The organism is Flagellimonas zhangzhouensis (assembly GCF_900102925.1).
GTDB lineage: Bacteria > Bacteroidota > Bacteroidia > Flavobacteriales > Flavobacteriaceae > Flagellimonas > Flagellimonas zhangzhouensis.
In genome coordinates, this window is record NZ_FNKI01000002.1 from 1,397,297 (window position 1) to 1,417,914 (window position 20,618).

A 20,618-nucleotide genomic window follows, 5' to 3' on the forward strand; every position below is an offset into this window, starting at 1 on the left:
AACAAAGCTAAAGATAAACCCCACCTCTATTTGTTAATAAATCCTTAAAAGGATTGAGATGAAATCAAAAGCGTTCCAGTTTCAAATTTACAATTTTGTTTAACTTATTTTTTATTTTATTAAACAATATAATTTTATCTTTGTGTAAACTTAATTTGATGCAACTCTATCAATTAAAATCGAAACAAGTATTCCCAATTACCAAAAGGGAAGCATGGGATTTTCTGTCTGATCCAAAAAATTTAGCAGTAATTACACCATCCCATATGGGGTTTCATATTTTGGCAGGAGCTGACCGACCTATGTTTCAAGGTCAGGTCATCCAATATATAGTAAAGCCTTTTCCAATGGTATCCACTAAATGGGTCACCGAAATAACCCATGTAAAAGATGGAGAATACTTTGTGGACGAACAGCGTTTTGGCCCATATGCGCTATGGCATCATAAACACTTTTTAAAAGAAGTTCCCGAAGGTGTGGAAATGGAAGACATTATTGATTATAAATTACCCTTTGGATTTTTAGGCCGTTTGGTTCATCCGATTTTGGTTAAAAAACAATTACAGAAAATTTTTGAGTTCCGTGAACAAAAACTTGCGGATTTATTCGGGAAAGTATCGGGTACAAAAAATCAGTTGAGTATATCAAAAATATAATATGAAAAAGAAGATATTGTTGATTGGAGGCTCTTACGGTATTGGTTTGGAAATGGCCAAAAAGCTATCCAAAGACCATCACGTTTTTGTGGCAAGCCGAAGCTCTGAACTACTTTCTAATCCAAATATTACCCACATTCCATTTGATGCACTAAAAGAAGATATTTCTGAAAAAGTAATTCCCGAAAAATTGGACGGCTTTGTATATTGTCCTGGCAGCATCAACCTAAAACCATTTAAGACCATGGGAATTGACACCATTCAAAACGATATGGAAATCAACTTTTTCGCATTGGTAAAAGCAGTCAAGTCAATTATCAATAGAATGAATGAAGGTTCGAGTATGGTTTTTTTCAGTACGGTTGCTGTTGGAACTGGAATGCCTTTTCATACTAGTGTTGCAGCTGCAAAAGGTGCCATTGAAGGTTTTGCGCGAGCATTGGCTGCCGAATATGCCCCAAAAATCCGAGTAAACGTTGTTGCCCCTTCATTGGTCGATACACCTTTATCCGAACGGTTATTGAGTAACGACAAGAAAAAAGAACTGATAAATCAAAGACACCCCATGAAAAGGGTTGGAAAAACTGGAGACATTGCCAACATGGCTACTTTTCTATTGGATTCCAATAATTCTTGGGTTACAGGTCAGGTAATCGGTGTTGATGGAGGTATGTCCACATTAAATGTAAACTAATGCAGGATAAAATTATCATTTTTTGGTTTAGACGCGATTTACGACTGGATGACAATGTTGGACTTTACCATGCCCTTCAAAATGATGTATCTGTGCTTCCAATCTTCATTTTTGACCCAGAAATATTAGAACAGTTACCAAAAAATGATGCACGAGTCACTTTTATCCATGATCAACTTCAAAAACTGAATAAGCAACTAGGCACAGATTATGGTAGCGGAATAGCTCAATTTTATGACCCACCCAAAAAGGTGTTCAAAAATTTAATCGAAGAATACCATATTGACGCAGTCTATACCAATCACGATTATGAACCGTATGCAAAAAAACGCGATAAGGAAATAAAGGAGTTCTTGGAAGAGCATAATATCCAGTTCAACACCTTTAAGGATCAAGTGATATTTGAAAAAGACGAAGTGGTCAAAGATGATGGAGACCCGTATGTAGTTTACACTCCCTACATGCGCAAATGGAAAGAGAATTTTAATCCAACTAGTAATTTAAAGGAGTACGATAGCATAAATCACCTTAGTGACAAACTATTCCAATCCAAATCTCTGCCACAACTTTCTTTAAAAGATTTAGGGTTTGAGGAAGCTTCCATTAAAGTTCCCGATTTTACAGTCACTTCAGATCTGATTCAAAATTATGAGGACACACGGGACTATCCCGCAAAAGAAAATGGCACTTCCCGTTTAGGTCCACACCTGCGTTTTGGTACTGTTTCCATTCGAAAAATGGTAAAAAAAGCCATAGACGAAAAGAATGAAACCTTTTGGAACGAGCTGATTTGGCGTGAATTTTTCATGCAAATTTTATGGCATTTTCCGCATACGGTCAATTCGGCATTCCGACCAAAATACGATAGAATTGAATGGCGAAACAATGAGTCGGAATTTGAAAAGTGGAAAAAGGGAGAAACAGGTTATCCCCTGGTGGATGCTGGAATGCGAGAATTGAACCAAACTGGGTACATGCACAATCGTGTTCGAATGCTCGTGGCCAGTTTTCTTTGTAAACATTTGTTAATTGATTGGCGTTGGGGAGAAGCCTATTTTGCCGAAAAACTGTTGGATTACGAAATGGCCAGCAATGTGGGCAATTGGCAATGGGCCGCTGGAAGTGGTGTGGATGCTGCACCCTACTTTAGGATTTTTAATCCGACCACGCAGATCAATAAGTTTGACAAGGACAAAAAATACATTGACACTTGGGTGCCAGACCTTCAGGAATTGACTTATCCAGAACCGATGGTCGACCATAAAATGGCGCGTGAACGCTGTTTAAAAACCTACAAAGAAGCGGTCAGTTGAAGCTTTTTCTTTAATTTTATTACCTGTTGATGAAGTTTCGTTTCAGACTCTTGAAGAAAGATGAAATCAACAGTTTATAACTAACTCAAAACCTTTAAAATGAAGAAAATTTCAACCTTACTCCTTTTGGGAATGGTGACCTTAAACCTCTCCGCCCAAAAGATGACCAAGGACAAAAAAGCTGTTGTTGCTTCCGTAGAGAAGCACAAGGACAACCTAATTAAAATCAGTGATTCCATTTGGGCACTGGCCGAGACCGCTTTTGAAGAATCTATTTCAGCAGAATTGTTGGCAGATTATGCCGAAGAAAATGGAATGACCGTAACTCGTGGGGTAGCGAATATTCCAACCGCATTTATCGCTACTTATGGTTCTGGATCACCAGTAATTAGTGTGTTGGGTGAATTTGATGCGCTTCCTGGACTTTCCCAAAACACGGTACCGACCAAAGATCCAAGAATTGAAGGCGAACCAGGTCACGGTTGCGGACACAATATGTTCGGTGCTGCAAGTTTGGGAGCTGCTATCGCAATCAAAGAGCAAATTGAAGCTGGAACCATAAAAGGAACCGTTAAGTTTTTCGGAACTCCTGCAGAAGAAAAATACTTTGGTAAAGTGTGGATGGTAGAAGCTGGACTTTGGGACGATGTTGATGTAAATGTAAGCTGGCACCCTGCTGCTCAAATTGAAGCCGACGTTCAAAGTGGTCTTTCCTTAATAGATTTTATGGTTGAATTCTATGGTCAGGCTGCCCATGCCTCTGCAGACCCATGGAATGGACGTAGCGCTGCCGACGGATTAGAATTATACACAACAGGTATCAACTATTACAGAGAGCATATTAAACCAACTTCTCGTATCCACTACCACATTCAAGATGGCGGACAAGTGGTTAACGTAGTACCTGATTATGCAAGATTGTGGGTACGTGTACGTGACCCTAAAAGAGAGGTGATGCTTCCAACTTTTGAACGAGTTAAAGCGATGGCCGAAGGTGCTGCTATCATGGCGAATGTAGAATACAAATACTCCTTGATTTCTGGTATTTATGAAACCTTGGTGAATCGTGAGGGAGGCAAAATCATGCAAAACAACTTGGAGCTTTTGGGCCCTATCACTTATACCGAAGAGGAAGAAACCTATGGAAAAGCCATTCAAGAAGCTACTGGAAAACCACAAGTAGGTATGGACGGAGCAGTTTACCCCCTAAAAGAAACAGAAGCGCTTCCAGGTGGTGGATCTACCGATGTAGGTGATGTTAGTTGGAATGTACCTAACATTAATTTAGGTGTTACCGTAGCTCCAAAAGGAACTCCTTGGCACTCTTGGGCCGTGGTTGCCTGTGGAGGAATGAGCATTGGTCACAAAGGTATGATCTATGCCTCCAAAGCTATGGGGATGACCATGTTGGATCTTTTTGATGACCCAAAATTGGTGGAAAAAGTAAAAGAAGAATATAAAACCAGAAAAGGTGATGTAAAATATGAGGCCATGATCGATGGTCCTCCACCAATTCCTGGAAAATAAATTAAACTCAGGCCTGCTTTTGCAGGCCTTTTTTAACTCATTACCTATTACGCTATGAAAAATCCTGTTGTACAAACCTTTCCGTTAAGTTCACCTTGGCAGACCCTAGATCCATTTTTGTTCAGTGTGTACCATTTGGACCATTTTCCTAAAGGAAATGGAGAAATGGGCCCCGACGCCTCTTTATTGGCTGGCAGAAACTTGGGCAGTGATTTTGACCCGAGTAACGATTGGCGCATGTACCACGGACAAACCATTCCTGGATTTCCATACCATCCACACCGTGGTTTTGAAACCATCACTATTGTAAACAAAGGATATTGCGATCATTCCGATTCGTTGGGTGCCGCAGGAAGATTTGGAGAGGGAGATGTGCAATGGATGACGGCGGGAAGAGGTGTGCAACACTCTGAAATGTTTCCGCTGTTAAAAGATGATGTGGAAAATCCTTTGGAACTGTTTCAGATTTGGTTGAATCTTCCAAAAGCTGGAAAGTTTGTTGACCCTCATTTTAAAATGCTATGGAATGAAGATATACCTATTGTTGACGAAGATAACGCAACCATTAAAGTAGTTGCGGGTACGTATAAAAATATTGAACCCATTACTCCTGCCCCAGATTCTTGGGCAGCCAATCCAGAAAATGAAGTGGCTGTTTGGAACATTCACGTGAATGCTGATTCAGAATATGTTTTGCCAAAAGCAAGTTTATCGGTAAACCGTGTACTTTACTTTTATGATGGGGATGAAATCCATATCGGTGATAAAAAAATCAACCCGAATTTTGGAATTGTATTGGACCCTTCGGAAGATGTACATATTAAAACAGGTTCAAAAAAGGCTCATTTTATGCTTTTGCAAGGTAAACCAATCGGAGAACCCGTGGCAAAATATGGTCCTTTTGTAATGAACACCCAAGAGGAAATCCAAAAAGCGATGGAGGAATACCGTCTAACCCAATTTGGAGGATGGCCATGGCCACATGCCGATAATGTACACGAAAAAGATAAAGGTAGATTTGCCTTATACCCTGATGGAAAATTGGTGGAAAAAAGCTAGTTTTTTTGCACGCTATGGTAAATCCGTAGTTTCATATGGTTAATCCGTAAACTGAAAAGGGCAATCCCTAAATTTAGCTGTGGTTTTAGCATAGTTTCATGTATCTTGCTGAAAACAAACTAAATGAAACCCAGCCAAACCTTAATCCCAACCCTTTGGGTTGTGCTTCTTATTGGTCAGTTTTGTCTATCCCAAACAAAGGAATTGGACAGTCTTCAAAACCTGATGAAGACTGCTGATGATACTACTCAAGTAAAATTATTACGATCTCAAAGCATTGCTATACGTTCATTGGACGTTGAAAAGTCGATTGACCTCATTCAACAAAGTATAGAAAAATCCAGAGAAATTGAATATGCCCAAGGGGAAATCAAAGGAATATATACGCTGGCATTAACCCACGGAATGACCAGTAATTATGTGGAGTCGCTGGAATATTTGAAGCAATGTCTTGAACTAACCAAACAACATAATGATTTTGATACCCTAATCAATCTGTTTAACACCTTTGGAATTATTTACAAGCGAATCGGCGATTATCCCACCAGTCAAGAATATTACCTTGAAGGATTAAAAATTGCTGATTCCGTACAGTACTATGAAGACGTACATTTTATCTACGGAAACCTTGGATTGTTATATGATAAAATGGACGAAGATGAAAAGGCAATTGAAAATTACCAAAAAGCCATTGATAGTTACCAAAGGTCTGTCGAAAATTATGGAAGAGCATATAGCGAAACCTTTAAATCTAGTATGTATGCAGATATGGCAGAAATTGACCTTAAACACAAGGATTATGATGCGGCCTTAGAGAAACTTTTACCAGCAGCCACAATTTTTCAAAACAATAATAGCACCCTACAACTAAGCCAAGTCTATTCAAATATTGGTCTTTGTTACCTGAACTTAAAGCAATGGAGTCTTTCAGAAGACTACTTGTTAAAGTCGTTACAGACAGCAATAAAACACTCCTTAAAACAGGAAATCGCCCTAGCATATGAAAATCTGGCCAACCTTATGTTTCAGCAAAATAAAATGGAGAATGCCCTTGAATACTCCAATAAAAATCTAGAAGCACTAAAGGTTATGGGCGAATATGAGAACAAACAAAAAGCACATGACTTGGCAGCTCAAATACATGAGCAAATTGGCAATTATGGCAAAGCCAATGAACACCTCAAACAAAGTATGGTGTACCAAGACAGCCTACTCAACGAGACCAAAGTAAAGGAAATCCAAAACCTGCAAATACTTCACGATGTTTATATAAAAGACCGTGAGTTAAAGGAAAATGAACTGCAAATGGCCTTATTGGGCAGTGAAATTTCTTTGAACAACAAACGGATGACGTATTTAATTATTATTTCATTGCTTTTACTTTTTTCTGCCAGTTTGTTGTACTTCAGGTTTCGAAGCAAGAAAAAGAGCAATGCTGTTCTATTGGAAAAAAACACCTTGATTTCCGAACAGAACCAAACTATCGAGAGCATGAACAAGGAACTGGAAAAACGTATGCTCCGTGCCCAGATGAATCCGCATTTTATTTTTAATTCACTGAACTCCATCCAATCCCTGATTCATGCCAACGACCGAGAAAATGCACTCAATTATTTGTGCAAGTTTTCCAAACTGCTCCGTCAAGTACTGGAAAGCTCCATCAACATCAGTTTGTTGTTGAGCGAGGAAATCAAATTGCTAAAAATTTATGTGGAATTGGAAGCCCTTCGATTCGACAATAGTTTCCAATACGTCTTTCATATTGATGAAAATCTGGATGTGGATGCCCATGAAGTGCCCATGCTTTTGGTGCAACCCTATATTGAAAATGCCATCATCCACGGTTTAATGCCCAAAGAGGGTTCTAAACAATTAAACCTGTACTTCAACGATAGTCCAGAATTCATTGAATGTATCATCGAGGATAATGGAGTTGGCATCTCATCAAACCAAAACAAAAAACAAAGTGATAGAATCTCAAGAGGCATGTCGATTACTGAAAAACGTATCGATGCCCTGAAGAAATTCACCAATCTTGATTTGGTTCAAATTGAAAACCTGAACAAGGGTACTGCGACTGGAACTCGCGTCACGATTTTAATTCCGAAAGAAGACTAAATTACATGCGTACTATTTTCGCACCAATAGCCCTAAGTCGTTCATCAATGTTTTCGTAACCGCGATCGATCTGCTCAATATTATGAATGGTAGATGTACCATTGGCAGATAAGGCGGCAATCAACAATGAAACACCTGCCCTAATATCTGGTGACACCATGGTCGTAGCTTTCAAGGTAGATTTAAAATCATGACCAATTACGGTAGCACGGTGTGGATCACAAAGAATGATCTTGGCACCCATATCTATCAACTTATCCACAAAGAAAAGTCGGCTTTCAAACATTTTTTGGTGAATAAGCACCTCTCCTTTTGCTTGAGTAGCCACCACCAAAATAATACTTAACAAATCGGGCGTTAAGCCTGGCCAAGGTGCATCGGCAATTGTGAGGATAGATCCATCAATAAAATTCTGAATCTTATATCCTTTATCGTGTTTAGGAATAAAAATGTCGTCGCCTTTTCGCTCAACTGTAATTCCCAATTTTCTAAATACATTCGGAATCAATCCTAAATCGTCCCAACTCACATTTTTAATGGTCAGTTCGCTTTGGGTCATGGCAGCCAATCCAATCCAGCTTCCAATTTCGATCATATCGGGCAACATGGTGTGCTCGGTACCTCCCAAGGAATCAACTCCCTCAATGGTCAATAAATTAGAGCCGATTCCAGAGATTTTGGCTCCCATTCTGTTGAGCATCTTGCACAATTGTTGCAAATAGGGTTCGCAGGCTGCATTATAAATGGTAGTGGCTCCTTTTGCCAAAACAGCGGCCATTACAATATTGGCTGTACCTGTAACCGAAGCTTCATCCAACAACATATAGGTTCCTGTAAGCTTTTCAGCCTCTACCCCATAAAAGTGCTCTTCTTTGTTATAACGGAATTTGGCGCCAAGTTTAATAAATCCTTCAAAGTGGGTATCCAACCGTCTTCTTCCAATTTTATCCCCCCCTGGCTTGGGAATGTATCCCTTACCAAATCTGGCCAATAATGGCCCAACCAGCATAATGGAACCTCTTAACCCTCTACCATCTTGTTTAAACTGGTCGGATTGCAAATAGTCCAAGTTCACATCATCTGCCTTGAAGGTATAGGAACCCTTGCCTTTCTTTTGGATTTTTACACCCAAATCTTCCAATAAGGCAATCAATTTATTGACATCTACAATGTCGGGAATGTTGTTTATGGTAATTTTTTCTTCTGAAAGTAATACTGCGCAAAGAATCTGTAATGCTTCGTTCTTTGCCCCTTGGGGTGTTATGCTACCGTGAAGTTGGTGTCCACCCTCAATACGAAATGTACCCATGTATTTCTTTGGAGTTTAATATCTTTTTTTGCGACCTCTTTGCCCACCTTTTTTGCTTCCTCCTCGATTGGATTTGGACAATCTGTTTTTTAAGAACTGTCCACTATCCGTTAGATTTTCACCATCCTTGGCCAAATCAATCTCACCATTGCTCAACTCCTTTAGGTGGCCAAAAATCACTATGTCTTCCACGGTGTCCTTATTCCAGTTTAGGTAACATTTTTTCATGTGATTGGCAATCGTATATTCCAATCCTGAACGCATGTCTCCCTTTTCCCATTTTACTGCAACATCGATCATTCGCTTAATGTTGTTGCCGTAAAAACGATATTTTGGAAAGTTTTGAGGATAGCCCAATGGTTCTGGGCGCTGCTGCAAAATTTCTTTGGAGGTTATCGGAAAAGGAGAATCCACATCCAATTTAAAATCGGCCATTATGAACAATTGATCCCATAATTTATGCTGAAAATCGGGAACATCGCGCAAATGCGGTTGAAGGTTACCCATCACGCTGATGATGGCCTTGGCCATTTTATTGCGCTCCTCACGGTCTTCAATGGTTACGGCATGATCGACCATCTTCTGAAAATGACGACCGTACTCTGGAATAAAAAGCTTAGGACGCTCTGTATTGTATTCTATATTTTCTACTGAGTTCAAACTAAATGTATTATGAAAATTAATCAACGGGAAGTATTTCCATTAACGTACGCAAATTAATAAAATTATGGCAAATCAAGGCTTTAGAGCGAAATTACGCCTTCCACAACCGATACTTCCTTATATTTTTCGATAACCGCATCGGGACTTTCCAGGTTTACCGTAATTGACAAACTGGTGTAAGTGCCTTTTTTTGATTTTTTGGATTCTATTACAGCGCCCGTATTATCAAAAATATCATGGATTTGGGCAATGCGTTTCTCATCGGTAGGTACAATAAATTTATACAGGTAATCGGATGGCCAACTGGTGTTTTCCAACAACTGCTCCTTCAACCTTGCATAAAATTCATCTGAATTATCCTTATCCATGCTTCATTTTTCTACAAATATATGGCTTAGAGCACAATTTTTTTTACTTGGGGCTATTTCATTACTTTGTATTGTTAAATTAATGTGTTTGGGCAAGAACAAAGTTGTTATTACAGGAGCACCTGGAACTGGAAAAACTTCCATCGTAAAAGTTTTGGAGGAACAAGGGCATATTTGCTACCATGAGATCATTCGCGACATGACCTTAAAGGAAAAGTCAAAAAGTGGTTTGGCAGAATTTATCTCCAATCCTTTGGTATTTGCAGATGACGCCATGCAGTTCAACAAAGATTTGCTTCACGGAAGAACAGCACAGTATATAAATGCGCTGGACAACCTTGAGCCCATCAGTTTTTTTGATAGAGGTATACCAGATGTATTGGCCTACATGGATTTTTTTGGTCAGCATTATGATGAAGAATTTGAACATCCCTGTAAAATACATCGGTATGACATTGTTTTTATAGTGCCACCTTGGAAAGATATTTACGTTTCGGACAATGAAAGATTGGAAACTTTTGAAGAAGCCGAACATTTACATCATGCCTTGGTAAACACGTACACACAATTTGGCTATAACCCCATCGAAGTGCCAAAAGATACGGTCCTAAATAGGATTGATTTTATTTTGGAAACACTTAAAAATCCTTAGTGCGAAAAGAGACAACTTCCATTTTAAGGGGATTTTGGGGTCATGATGATTTTCGGGGCTCCCAAAAAAACATCATCGATACTGTTTTATCGGGCAAGGATGTATTGGCTTTAATGCCCACAGGTGGAGGCAAATCCATTTGCTACCAAGTGCCTGCTTTGGTGAACGAAGGTATTTGCATTGTGGTCTCTCCTTTGGTTGCCTTGATCCAAGATCAAGTAAGTCAACTTAAAAAGCGAGGAATAAAAGCTGTTGCCCTTACAGGTGGCATTTCTGTTGAAGAACTCAGCAACCGATTGGACAATTGCCTTTATGGCAATTATAAATTCCTATACCTCTCAACAGAGCGATTACAACAAAGTATGGTTCAGGAGCGCATTCAACAAATGAATGTGAACCTTATTGCGATTGATGAAGCGCATTGTATATCGCAATGGGGCAACGATTTTAGACCTGCCTATCTGGGCTGTTCCATTTTGCGGGAACTAATACCAGAAACACCCATCATCGCACTGACAGCCACAGCAACACCAAGGGTAATCGAAGATATTTTAGAAAACCTGAACCTAGAACAGGCTTCGGTTTTTAAGGATTCTTTTTTACGCTCCAATATTATATTTAAGGTAAAACATACCGAGGACAAACTTTATCAGCTTAAAAAATACCTAACTAAAATAGACGGAAGTGGAATTGTGTATGTCCGCTCCAGAAAAGCATCCATTACCATCGCCAACTATTTGAATGAAAATGGTTATTCTGCCTCCTTTTTTCATGGGGGAATTCCAAAATCAGAAAAAGAGAAAAAACTGAATGAATGGTTAGTCGGAAAAGTACGGGTCATGGTCGCCACAAATGCCTTTGGAATGGGCGTGGACAAACCTGATGTTCGTTTGGTGGTGCACTATCAAATTGCGGATAGTCTGGAAAGTTATTTTCAGGAAGCTGGAAGAGCCGGAAGGGATGGAAAATCCTCCACAGCGATTATTTTAACCTCAAAAGAGGATGAGGAACGGGCCAAACAACAATTTTTATCGGCCTTGCCCGATGTCAATTTTGTAAAAACCGTCTATTCCAAACTCAACAATCACTTTCAAATTTCGTACGGTGAATTGGTTTCTGAACCATTGGCTTTTAAGTTCAATGAGTTTTGTCAGCACTACAACTTTAATCCCAACATGGCTTTTAATGCCCTTCGGATGTTGGACCAAAATTCAGTGTTATCCCTTTCCGAAAACTTTAAGGAGAAAACTACCCTACAATTTGTGGTGTCCAAAGCTGTTATATTCGATTATTTGGATAAAAACCGTAAAACAGCACCGATAATTCAGACCATATTGCGCACCTATGGCGGAATTATGGAATACGAAACTAAAATCAGTCTGGATTTACTTTCGAAAAAAACTGGCGAAAGCGAGGCTAAGCTCAAAAAAATAATGGAGCAATTGTTGGCTGATGGGATGGTGGAGTATCAAAACAACACCAGCGACCTTGAAATTACTTTTTTGGTTCCCCGTGAAGATGACCATACCATTAATCCCTTCGCAAATAAAATTAAGGAACTCAATGCCGTGAAACAGAACAATATGGCTGCGATGTTGGGCTACATCAAAAATAAAAAGGTGTGCCGCAACGTGTATTTGTTGAATTATTTCGGAGAAAAAAATGCAGAAAAGTGTGGCACCTGCGATATTTGCACAAAAAAGAGCAAGCTTGTCTCTCCCCACGAACTGGAGCAACGCATATTGGAATTGCTGGACCTAGGCCCACATTCCTCCCGCAAGTTGGAAAAAGTTACTGGTGCGAATGAAAAGGATTTGCTTAAAACATTGCAACGTCTTCTGGAAGATGAAGTGGTTGCTTTAAATTTTAAAAATGAGTACATCAAAAAATAACCCCCTTCGTATTGTATTTATGGGCACCCCCGATTTTGCTGTGGGGACCTTGGATCAACTTTTAAAAGCCGACTTTAATGTGGTTGGGGTCATTACTGCCCCAGACAGACCTGCTGGTCGTGGTAGAAAGGTTCAAGAATCGGCAGTAAAACAATTTTCTGTTGCTCATAATTTAAAGGTATTGCAGCCCACCAATTTAAAGGATGAGGACTTCTTGGAGGAATTGAAAAGTCTTGAGGCCAATCTTCAGGTTGTGGTTGCCTTTAGAATGTTACCCAAAGCTGTTTGGCAAATGCCAACATATGGCACCTTTAACCTTCATGCTTCCCTCCTGCCCCAATATCGTGGAGCAGCTCCTATAAATTGGGCCATTATAAATGGTGAAACGGAAACTGGAGTAACCACCTTTTTTATTGATGAGAAAATAGATACTGGAAATATTATCCTTCAAAAAACAGAAAAGATACTTCCCGAGGATAATGTGGGATCCTTGCACGATAAATTAATGGCTATCGGAGGTGAGTTGGTCGTAGAAACTTGCCAACAGATTGAAGCTGGAACAGTAATTCGAAAAGTACAACAGGAAAGTTCGGAATTAAAGGCAGCGCCAAAAATTCATAAAGAAACCTGCAAAATTGATTGGAACACAAGCTTGGAACAGATTCAAAACCATATTCGTGGGTTGAGCCCATACCCTGGTGCTTGGACTACCATGATCAATGGGGATAAAGAAGAACAAATCAAGATATTTTCTACAGAAATAGAGCTTACAGAGCACAACTACAACATTGGAACACTGGTGTTGGAGAAAAAATCACTTAAAGTTGCAGTGAAAAATGGCTTCATTATATTATTGGAACTTCAGTTACCTGGTAAACGTAGAATGAAGGTAGGTGATATTCTAAATGGCCTAAATTTGGAAAATGAAGCCCATCTTCGCTAAACCCTTGCTAGGCTTGGGCTAGCTAAAACTTGTCGTTTTTTTCCCACTTTATCAACAAACGTTTCAAGTTATCAACAAAAAGCTCTATTTCCCTTGGTTTTACTTGCGTTACTGGAGAATCCATATAAATTTGTTTAGCATTAAAATTATATTAACAACAATTAATTTAATTCCATTATGAACAAAACAGAATTAATCGATGCTATGGCAGCTGATGCTGGCATCACTAAAGCAGCAGCAAAAAAAGCATTGGAATCTTTCTTGGGAAATGTAGAAGGAACTCTTAAAAAAGGAGACAGAATTTCTTTGGTAGGTTTCGGATCTTGGTCAGTTTCTAAAAGAAGCGCTAGAGAAGGTAGAAACCCTCAAACTGGTCAAACCATCAAGATTGCAGCTAAGAACGTAGTAAAGTTCAAAGCAGGAGCAGAATTGAGCGGTGCAGTAAACTAATCAATTTTTTATTTAATATATGAAAGCACTCCTTTTAGGGGTGCTTTTTTAGTTGAAATAGGTACTTCTTTTTTTGCAAATATTGATTATTATGTTAAATTTAAGAACACGAATCCTATAACTATGGTGAGTTACGAGCCTAAAAAGGGAAATTTGCTTGTTGCGGAGCCTTCGCTTACCGGAGATGTTTCCTTTAATAGATCTGTGGTTCTCATTGCAGAGCACAACCATGAAGGTTCAGTGGGTTTTATATTAAATAAACCCTTGGATTATACCATTTGTGATTTGGTTTCTGAAATCACAATTCCATTTCAAGTATTTAACGGCGGCCCTGTTGAGCAGGACAATCTTTACTTTATTCATAAAGTGCCTCACTTGATTGAAAACAGTATTGAAATATCTGATGGTATCTTTTGGGGCGGCAATTTTGATAAAACCGTAGAACTTATCAATGGAGGTACCATTTCACAACAGGATATACGATTCTTTTTAGGGTATTCAGGATGGGGTTCCCAGCAGTTAGACCAGGAACTATCCTCCAAATCGTGGGTAGTGGTGCAAAATGAATATGAAAGCAGTATCCTAGAAAAATCTGCCATTGCATTTTGGAAAGAAAAAATGGTGGAACTGGGAGGTGATTATCTGCTTTGGTCCAATGCCCCCGAAAATCCTTCGCTTAATTAGCCTGTGAAATTCTAGCTTTCGCATTCAATTTACCGACCAAGCTTTTGGCAACGGTATTTCCGAATACTTTTTTCCTGTATTTACTTATGGATTGAATTCCCATGATGGTATTGGTAATGAACAACTCATCCGATTTCTGCAGTTCAAATGGAGATATGGATGCCTCCTGCAGTTCTAAACCCTCAGTGGCTTCGATAATTTCCATCAACTTTTTACGAATAATACCATCCAAACAACCATCGCTTAAAGGTGGGGTTTTAATTACATTATCTTTTACCAAAAATAAGTTTCCGTTTATGGACTCCACCACTTGTTTTTCGTTGTTGACCAATAAACAATTAGAATAACCATTTTCCTTGGCAAAGACACTAGCCACTACATGTAAAACTTTATTGGAAGTTTTAAGAGTGCTCAACATGTCTTTGTTTACATAGAAATCCTTAAAAAGCTCTACTTCATAATCACCATCTTCCAAAATATAAAATGGTGAGTCCAGAGCTGAGGTTTCAATTACATAGGACACATTATTGGTCTCTGGGGTATACAATCCCCCATCATTCCTAAATACAGTCAATCTAATTCTAACCGAATTATCTCCCAAGGCGTTGGCTTCGATAGTTTTCTTGATTTCTTCTTCCAAGAATTCCAACGTAAATTCCATAGGAATCTCCATACGAAGAATTCGCATGGATGCCATCAACCTAAAATAATGGTCCTCCCAAAAAAATACAGTTCCATTTACACAACGAACTGTCTCAAAAAGGGCATCGCCATATTTAAGTCCTCTGTTGTTGGCAGTTAATAGCGTTGAATCTTCAGCAAAAAGTGCTCCGTTAAAATTAACCATGAAAAAGTCCCGATTTTTTAGCGGGACAAAGATACAGCTTACTGGAGAATTGGTTTAGGTGGAACCCAAAACCTGTTTTAAATCGGATACTTGGTTTTCCCAAAGCATTTTAGCTTCGTCCACCTCGTCATCTTCAGCAAAATCCGTTATAAATAGAGATACATCTTTGGTTATTTCGTCTACGATAATGCGCATTTCAAAAAATGAACCGTCCTCATTTTCCTCCCAAGCAAATTTTACGAATTCCTCGCTTTTTCTTTTCAACATTTTGGCCTTTTCTTCGGCCCCGTCCCAAATAAAAGTAAACATTTCACCGCGTGAATTCACATTATCGGCGTACCATTCTGACAAGCCTGATGGGGTGGCAATATAATTGTATAGCAACTGAGGTGAAGCATGGATTACAAACTCCAGTTCAAATTTAGTCTTATCACTCATGTTAGCGTTCTTTAATTCCTTTTCGACATTTGATATAATTTGGGAAGATAAAAAAATAAATATCAAATAATAAATTAATAATGAATTTTGATTCAGCGAAAATTTAAACATATATTTGCACCCGCTTAGCAAAAATCATGGCGAGGTAGCTCAGCTGGTTAGAGCGTCGGATTCATAACCCGGAGGCCGAGGGTTCAAGTCCCTCTCTCGCTACAAAAATCAAAGTCATTTAGCTGTTTTAGTTGAATGGCTTTTTTTTGTGCCCGATATTTTCCCGATAATTTAAATGACCATATGACTTCGACTTATTTAAAATATATAATTCAACACTCATTGTGATAATAAAAGCTATAAGATTTGACGGGGGTATACCAAAAATTAAAAAAGACCAGGCCCCTTTCCTATAGAGTTGTGAAGGCACTTAATTCTTTACGTGTGAATCGTTTTGATATTACAAAATAAACCTTAACAACTAGCCGTAATTAACCCACCTTTTTATTGAACTTTCAGGCTATGGTTTTTGGATATGTATAGGAAGGCATAAATTATGGAATTCCAGACATCGATTAACCTAATAAACCCCTTCAATCAACTAAGTTACCATTGCCAATGTTCTGGATTACAGAATATTAATTAAAATTCCCATCTATACATTTTGGTCAACAGTTCACACATAGCTCCACAATATTAATTAGTAAAGTAGTATTTTATAAAGGTGTTGATTTATCCAATTTAAATTATCCAATTATGAAAACTAATCTTATCTCCGTAATTATTATTGGAATGATGCTTTTTAGTTCATACTCATGCAAAAACAAAAGGGAAGCAAAACCTGAAAAAGTGGTGGAAGTAGAATCTCCAAAATTGAAAAGCATAGAAGTTAATGACTATACCATCAATTATCTTGATATTGGGAAGGGAGAGCCTGTAGTTTTTGTTCATGGTGGTGTAGGTGATTATCGCACTTGGGAAGCTCAAACAGAAGTTTTTTCAGAAGATTATAGGGTAATTGCCATAAGTAGACGTTATGCACACCCAAACAAACAGGAAGCCAATGAAACTAACGATTATTCCGTAACTCAACATTCAAATGACCTTACTCAATTTTTAAAAGCACTTAATTTAGGTCCCGTACATCTAGTTGGGCATTCTTATGGTGCTTTTACATCTTTAATGGCAGCATTAGAAAATCCAGAATTAGTAAAAAGCCTCACACTTGGTGAACCACCAGTTGTGTCATTCTTGCAGTATACTTCTGATGGTGAAACTATAGGTAATGATTTTATTATGAATGTGGTGATGCCTTCGGCTCAAGCCTTTAATAGTAATAATGATAAAAAAGCAGTTGAACTATTTATTGGAAGTATTTTAACTGATAGTCTCCATTTCTCGAAAGCAACTGAAAAGGAAAAGAAACTAATGATGGATAATGCGTTCGAACTTAAAGGTATTTTATTAACTGAAAATCCATATCCGCCATTAGTGTGTGAAGATTTAAATAAATTAAATAAACCTACCTTACTTATAAAGGGTGATAGGTCTCCTAAAGTTCTCACAGTTATTACTGACGAGTTATCAAAATGTATAGTTAATAGCGAAGTAAAAGAATTATCAAATGCATCTCATGGTTTAGAATATCAAAATCCTAATGAGTTCAATAAAATTGTCCTTGAATTTATAGGTAAGCATTGATGTATAAAAGGCAGCTTGTAAAAACATGTAAAAGGAATAACGGCTGAATTAGGTGCGTCAGCGGAAAGTGATTGCACATTTTCCCATTACTGACGCTTACATTTACACGTTACCGAAGTTCAGTTAAACGATAATAACCACCCCTTTAAAAGTGTAATCATTAAAAAGTTAACAATTCCCCTTCCATATATTCTTCATCACCAGTTAAATTACCCTCAATATCATAATAATACACAGTTCCATTTCCATTGATCAAGGTTCCTTTTTTCATTGGATTCCCCTTTCCGTCAAAACAAGAAATCACCTCCATAAGCCTTTCCCTATTAAATAACTTGACCATGGATAATTGACCATTTTCATGATAATACTCCCATTCTCCATTCCTGCTGCCCGTTAGTGTGTTACCCTTGGCTTGTAATTTTCCGTCTTCATAAAAGAACTTCCATTCTCCCGACTCATATGCATCTTTAAAGTTCCCCGTAGAAATTAAACTTCCATTCATGTTATATTCTTTGTATAGACCTTCCCTACTGCCATCAACATAGGTTTCCAACTCATGTTGCTGTCCATTTTCATAAAAAGTCTTCCATTCTCCTTTCTTTTTACCATTATGGTAAGTTCCAACTTCTTTCAACTGTCCCGTTTCGTAGAATTTTTTCCAATTGCCATGCTCTTTTCCGTTTGCATAATTCCCCTCTTCCAATATTTGACCAGTTTCATCGTATCTAGCAAAAATTCCATGTTGCTCCCCATGCATATGATCTTTTACTTCTGCCAATCGCCCGTTTTCATGATATGACTTCATTTCACCGTCTGGTTTGTCATCTACAACATTGACCATTACAGCCAATTGGCCATTTTTATGATAAGCTTTCCAAAGTCCTACATGCTTGCCATTCTTTATCATTCCAACTTCCTTCAATTCACCAGTATCGTAATAGGTTTTGGTTTCTTGTGCATGTAAAATTGAGCTTAAAACTAGAAAAAGGGTAATAGAAAGATGCTTCATTATTGACTAATTGATTGGTTTATTTAGTTGAGGTTAAGAATTGGTCTATTTAGGAACGATTAAAATACCAGTAAAGTATCCAGTACTGTTTGCCGAACTATACATTTTAGAATTTCATTCTCAGATTATTACATATCACCATTAAAATTCGTAACATAATTGTACATCACTTTTCCAATAAGTTATCCTAATTACATAAAAACCATATCTTTAGAGAAACCAACCTCCAATGATCAAGTTCTTCAGGAAAATCCGCCAGCAATTACTTTCAGAAGGAAAAACGGGAAAATACCTTAAATATGCCGTTGGAGAAATTGTACTTGTGATGATTGGTATTCTTTTGGCTCTGCAAGTGAATAACTGGAACACCAAACAAACGGAGAGTAGGGCATCAAAAAACCTCATGGACAGATTGCTTATCGAAAGCTACAACAACAGAATGGCCATTGATAAGAATATTGCTGAAATTAAATCATTGATGACTGATGCTGAGCATTTTTTACAGCTTATGGGGGAAGATTTTGCCGACAAAAATCAACAAACTGTTGACTCTCTAATTTACTCTATTCTAACCTCACCAAATTTAAGCCATAAATCTTCCACCTTAAATGAGGCCTTAAGTTCTGGTGAAGTATCGTTAATAGCTTCAGACAGCTTGCGTGACTACTTATATCAAATCCCAAGTATTTATGCAAATATCCAGCAAACAGAGGATATAGAAAATAACGATGGTTCAAACAATTTTGTTCCTTATCTCTACGACAATATTTCATTAAGACAAGTTGACTACAGGTTCGCCCCCATTAAAGATAGGATAGGCAAAAGTAAGCTTGTTCCCCAGGACAACAGGATTATCTTAAAGGATAGAAAATTTGAAAGTATGGTGGATAACAAATTGTTCCTTTTAAACAATATGCTGATCAAGAATCAAGAATATGAAACATTGAACAATAAAGTGATTCAATTGTTGGAGAAAGAAACTCAAGAATATGAATAGAATTACTTATCAATATTGGCCAATTTAAATGAAGTGGTAAAATGTCAACTAAAACAGTAAATACCCTTCTAAACTTTCTTATTTATAGAGAAAGTACCGTAAGTTGTGATTTAGAGAATTAAAATAATCGATGAAAAGAAGGAATTTGCCCTTATTGATTATTATAGCTAGCGCCATTTTAATAGCTATAAATTTTATTTTCTTTTCTGATGATATGGGTCTGGGGTTTTGGATGCGTATTCTATCAAGTTTAATGATAATATTGGCAATGTATGTAACTATTAAAGGACGGGATAATGAATAGTAATGAGTTGTTGGTGTTAAATAATCAACCAAAAATTAAACTTATAATTATCACTTGAAAGTTCAAATAAACGATAAAATTCTTTGTAGGATTAAGGCAAGCTCATGGAAAAAATAACATTTATTTTATTCTTATTCATAGCCAATATATTGACAAGTCAAATCAGAGCACCAAAAATGACCGAGGAGTTCAAGCTTGAATATGGTCAAAAGATTCTTGAAAATACCACTAGGCTATTGTCCAGGTCAAAAGATACCACATATGCCGATTATTGGAACTTGGCACTTGCCCATTGTTTATTATCGGAAGACATAGCCAAAGTAGAAGCTCTGTTATTGAAAAGTAAAGCCAAGAACAATGTTAAGTTTCAAGGTTTGATTGATGATAGTTCAAGATATTATGGAAGTATCGAAAAACTTCCATTTCATGAAATGTTGGGTAAGAAATTCATTGATCTAATGGAAACCAAGGTAACACCTGATAAGGCAGAAATTGGACAAAATGTAACCGATAGTCATATTCCTGCAAAACAGTTGAACATTGATCTAAAAGAGACTATAAAAACTTTGTCTGCCAAAGATCAAAAATATCGGAGTTTGTCGAATTTTCTCCAAGACCAAACCCTGATTGAAAAGCAAAGGACCTTGGATGATGCCAATAGTGAGGCATTGTATAAGATATGTAAGAAACATGGTTATCCTGGAATTTCTTTAGTTGGTTCAAAATTTGCGTCCAATGCAGCTGTTATTATGACACATACAAACAAGTTGGAAGTTTTTAGTACATTATTTCCATATGCTTTGAAAGCATACCAAAATGAGGATTTGAGTGAAAACATATTCATACTTCTGGTGGACCGATATCATTGGAGAATGGATGGAAAGCAAATATTTGGTACTCAACCAGGGGTTCCTTTTTATGAGGAAAATCAAATTAAAGAGTTTAAAAAAAGGTATTTAATAGATTATCAGGTAAAATGAAAACAGTAAAGTTTAAATAAAAG

At 37.7% G+C, this 20,618-nt stretch carries 20 protein-coding genes and 1 tRNA gene; 15 read left to right on the forward strand and 6 right to left on the reverse strand.

Features of this window, described 5'->3' with window-relative positions:
- Nucleotides 1-158: 158 nt before the first annotated feature.
- The 6 genes from BLQ18_RS13205 (at nucleotide 159) to BLQ18_RS13230 (ending at nucleotide 7,367) form a co-directional block, all read left to right on the forward strand.
- A complete protein-coding gene (locus tag BLQ18_RS13205) occupies nucleotides 159-656 on the forward strand; it encodes an SRPBCC family protein (protein ID WP_090297160.1) in 498 nt (165 codons plus the stop codon).
- A gap of 1 nt (nucleotide 657) precedes the next feature.
- The gene (locus BLQ18_RS13210; RefSeq protein WP_090297164.1) at nucleotides 658-1,350 is read left to right on the forward strand and encodes an SDR family NAD(P)-dependent oxidoreductase; all 693 of its coding nucleotides are present in this window, start codon (nucleotides 658-660) and stop codon (nucleotides 1,348-1,350) included.
- Complete coding sequence (locus tag BLQ18_RS13215) at nucleotides 1,350-2,663, forward strand: cryptochrome/photolyase family protein (RefSeq protein ID WP_090297167.1); 1,314 nt, start codon at nucleotides 1,350-1,352, stop codon at nucleotides 2,661-2,663. Before BLQ18_RS13210 ends, BLQ18_RS13215 begins: the two co-directional genes overlap by 1 nt.
- A gap of 99 nt (nucleotides 2,664-2,762) precedes the next feature.
- Complete coding sequence (locus BLQ18_RS13220; RefSeq protein WP_090297170.1) at nucleotides 2,763-4,190, forward strand: amidohydrolase; 1,428 nt, start codon at nucleotides 2,763-2,765, stop codon at nucleotides 4,188-4,190.
- Between the two features lie 54 nt (nucleotides 4,191-4,244).
- The gene (locus BLQ18_RS13225) at nucleotides 4,245-5,249 is read left to right on the forward strand and encodes a pirin family protein (protein ID WP_090297173.1); all 1,005 of its coding nucleotides are present in this window, start codon (nucleotides 4,245-4,247) and stop codon (nucleotides 5,247-5,249) included.
- 123 nt (nucleotides 5,250-5,372) lie between these two features.
- On the forward strand, nucleotides 5,373-7,367 hold the full coding sequence (locus tag BLQ18_RS13230) for a tetratricopeptide repeat-containing sensor histidine kinase (RefSeq protein ID WP_090297178.1): 1,995 nt from the start codon (nucleotides 5,373-5,375) through the stop codon (nucleotides 7,365-7,367).
- A gap of 1 nt (nucleotide 7,368) precedes the next feature.
- Here BLQ18_RS13230 and murA read toward each other — a convergent pair whose 3' ends face one another.
- From murA to BLQ18_RS13245, 3 genes are all read right to left on the reverse strand, one after another.
- Entirely contained in the window at nucleotides 7,369-8,676 is a 1,308-nt protein-coding gene (murA, locus tag BLQ18_RS13235) for a UDP-N-acetylglucosamine 1-carboxyvinyltransferase (RefSeq protein WP_090297182.1), read from the reverse strand.
- A 15-nt stretch (nucleotides 8,677-8,691) separates the two neighbouring features.
- Nucleotides 8,692-9,336 (reverse strand): DUF4290 domain-containing protein, encoded by a 645-nt coding sequence (locus BLQ18_RS13240; protein WP_090297623.1) that lies wholly within the window; start codon nucleotides 9,334-9,336, stop codon nucleotides 8,692-8,694.
- A gap of 83 nt (nucleotides 9,337-9,419) precedes the next feature.
- Nucleotides 9,420-9,707: a DUF493 family protein gene (locus tag BLQ18_RS13245; RefSeq protein WP_090297185.1), complete on the reverse strand. Its 288-nt coding sequence runs from the start codon at nucleotides 9,705-9,707 to the stop codon at nucleotides 9,420-9,422.
- Nucleotides 9,708-9,795: 88 nt separating this feature from the next.
- Here BLQ18_RS13245 and BLQ18_RS13250 point away from each other — a divergent pair, with 88 nt between their 5' ends.
- The 5 genes from BLQ18_RS13250 (at nucleotide 9,796) to BLQ18_RS13270 (ending at nucleotide 14,328) form a co-directional block, all read left to right on the forward strand.
- On the forward strand, nucleotides 9,796-10,359 hold the full coding sequence (locus BLQ18_RS13250) for an AAA family ATPase (protein ID WP_090297630.1): 564 nt from the start codon (nucleotides 9,796-9,798) through the stop codon (nucleotides 10,357-10,359).
- Nucleotides 10,359-12,251 carry a RecQ family ATP-dependent DNA helicase gene (locus BLQ18_RS13255; protein ID WP_090297189.1) on the forward strand — a complete coding sequence of 631 codons (1,893 nt, stop codon included), beginning with the start codon at nucleotides 10,359-10,361 and terminating at the stop codon, nucleotides 12,249-12,251. Before BLQ18_RS13250 ends, BLQ18_RS13255 begins: the two co-directional genes overlap by 1 nt.
- Nucleotides 12,232-13,194 carry a methionyl-tRNA formyltransferase gene (gene fmt, locus BLQ18_RS13260; RefSeq protein ID WP_090297193.1) on the forward strand — a complete coding sequence of 321 codons (963 nt, stop codon included), beginning with the start codon at nucleotides 12,232-12,234 and terminating at the stop codon, nucleotides 13,192-13,194. Before BLQ18_RS13255 ends, fmt begins: the two co-directional genes overlap by 20 nt.
- Nucleotides 13,195-13,371: 177 nt before the next feature.
- Nucleotides 13,372-13,644: an HU family DNA-binding protein gene (locus tag BLQ18_RS13265; protein ID WP_090297196.1), complete on the forward strand. Its 273-nt coding sequence runs from the start codon at nucleotides 13,372-13,374 to the stop codon at nucleotides 13,642-13,644.
- A 123-nt stretch (nucleotides 13,645-13,767) separates the two neighbouring features.
- Nucleotides 13,768-14,328, forward strand: a complete 561-nt coding sequence (locus BLQ18_RS13270; RefSeq protein ID WP_090297200.1) for a YqgE/AlgH family protein — start codon at nucleotides 13,768-13,770, stop codon at nucleotides 14,326-14,328.
- Here BLQ18_RS13270 and BLQ18_RS13275 read toward each other — a convergent pair.
- Complete coding sequence (locus tag BLQ18_RS13275) at nucleotides 14,321-15,175, reverse strand: aminotransferase class IV (protein WP_090297206.1); 855 nt, start codon at nucleotides 15,173-15,175, stop codon at nucleotides 14,321-14,323. The two genes, BLQ18_RS13270 and BLQ18_RS13275, sit on opposite strands and share 8 nt — an antisense overlap.
- Nucleotides 15,176-15,229: 54 nt before the next feature.
- Nucleotides 15,230-15,613, reverse strand: a complete 384-nt coding sequence (locus tag BLQ18_RS13280) for an START-like domain-containing protein (RefSeq protein ID WP_090297633.1) — start codon at nucleotides 15,611-15,613, stop codon at nucleotides 15,230-15,232.
- Between the two features lie 139 nt (nucleotides 15,614-15,752).
- Between BLQ18_RS13280 and BLQ18_RS13285 the strand changes: the two genes are divergently transcribed.
- Both BLQ18_RS13285 and BLQ18_RS13290 read left to right on the forward strand, forming a co-directional pair.
- Nucleotides 15,753-15,826: transfer RNA gene (locus tag BLQ18_RS13285), tRNA-Met, on the forward strand.
- A 534-nt stretch (nucleotides 15,827-16,360) separates the two neighbouring features.
- Nucleotides 16,361-17,305, forward strand: a complete 945-nt coding sequence (locus tag BLQ18_RS13290) for an alpha/beta fold hydrolase (RefSeq protein WP_090297209.1) — start codon at nucleotides 16,361-16,363, stop codon at nucleotides 17,303-17,305.
- Nucleotides 17,306-17,465: 160 nt separating this feature from the next.
- On the opposite strand, the gene BLQ18_RS13295 is transcribed toward BLQ18_RS13290, so the two are convergent.
- A complete protein-coding gene (locus BLQ18_RS13295) occupies nucleotides 17,466-18,314 on the reverse strand; it encodes a toxin-antitoxin system YwqK family antitoxin (RefSeq protein ID WP_090297213.1) in 849 nt (282 codons plus the stop codon).
- 229 nt (nucleotides 18,315-18,543) lie between these two features.
- Between BLQ18_RS13295 and BLQ18_RS13300 the strand changes: the two genes are divergently transcribed.
- Nucleotides 18,544-19,311: a DUF6090 family protein gene (locus BLQ18_RS13300; protein WP_090297216.1), complete on the forward strand. Its 768-nt coding sequence runs from the start codon at nucleotides 18,544-18,546 to the stop codon at nucleotides 19,309-19,311.
- Nucleotides 19,312-19,791: 480 nt separating this feature from the next.
- Nucleotides 19,792-20,595, forward strand: coding sequence for a hypothetical protein (locus BLQ18_RS13305; protein ID WP_175443762.1), 804 nt, complete (start codon nucleotides 19,792-19,794; stop codon nucleotides 20,593-20,595).
- Nucleotides 20,596-20,618: the final 23 nt, after the last annotated feature.

Coding starts and splice junctions, on each gene's coding strand:
- BLQ18_RS13205 (WP_090297160.1), top strand. CDS start 159: ATGCAACTCTATCAATTAAAATCGAAACAAGTATTCCCAATTACCAAA.
- BLQ18_RS13210 (WP_090297164.1), top strand. CDS start 658: ATGAAAAAGAAGATATTGTTGATTGGAGGCTCTTACGGTATTGGTTTG.
- BLQ18_RS13215 (WP_090297167.1), top strand. CDS start 1,350: ATGCAGGATAAAATTATCATTTTTTGGTTTAGACGCGATTTACGACTG.
- BLQ18_RS13220 (WP_090297170.1), top strand. CDS start 2,763: ATGAAGAAAATTTCAACCTTACTCCTTTTGGGAATGGTGACCTTAAAC.
- BLQ18_RS13225 (WP_090297173.1), top strand. CDS start 4,245: ATGAAAAATCCTGTTGTACAAACCTTTCCGTTAAGTTCACCTTGGCAG.
- BLQ18_RS13230 (WP_090297178.1), top strand. CDS start 5,373: ATGAAACCCAGCCAAACCTTAATCCCAACCCTTTGGGTTGTGCTTCTT.
- murA (WP_090297182.1), bottom strand. CDS start 8,676: ATGGGTACATTTCGTATTGAGGGTGGACACCAACTTCACGGTAGCATA.
- BLQ18_RS13245 (WP_090297185.1), bottom strand. CDS start 9,707: ATGGATAAGGATAATTCAGATGAATTTTATGCAAGGTTGAAGGAGCAG.
- fmt (WP_090297193.1), top strand. CDS start 12,232: ATGAGTACATCAAAAAATAACCCCCTTCGTATTGTATTTATGGGCACC.
- BLQ18_RS13265 (WP_090297196.1), top strand. CDS start 13,372: ATGAACAAAACAGAATTAATCGATGCTATGGCAGCTGATGCTGGCATC.
- BLQ18_RS13270 (WP_090297200.1), top strand. CDS start 13,768: ATGGTGAGTTACGAGCCTAAAAAGGGAAATTTGCTTGTTGCGGAGCCT.
- BLQ18_RS13275 (WP_090297206.1), bottom strand. CDS start 15,175: ATGGTTAATTTTAACGGAGCACTTTTTGCTGAAGATTCAACGCTATTA.
- BLQ18_RS13280 (WP_090297633.1), bottom strand. CDS start 15,613: ATGAGTGATAAGACTAAATTTGAACTGGAGTTTGTAATCCATGCTTCA.
- BLQ18_RS13290 (WP_090297209.1), top strand. CDS start 16,361: ATGAAAACTAATCTTATCTCCGTAATTATTATTGGAATGATGCTTTTT.
- BLQ18_RS13295 (WP_090297213.1), bottom strand. CDS start 18,314: ATGAAGCATCTTTCTATTACCCTTTTTCTAGTTTTAAGCTCAATTTTA.
- BLQ18_RS13300 (WP_090297216.1), top strand. CDS start 18,544: ATGATCAAGTTCTTCAGGAAAATCCGCCAGCAATTACTTTCAGAAGGA.
- BLQ18_RS13305 (WP_175443762.1), top strand. CDS start 19,792: ATGACCGAGGAGTTCAAGCTTGAATATGGTCAAAAGATTCTTGAAAAT.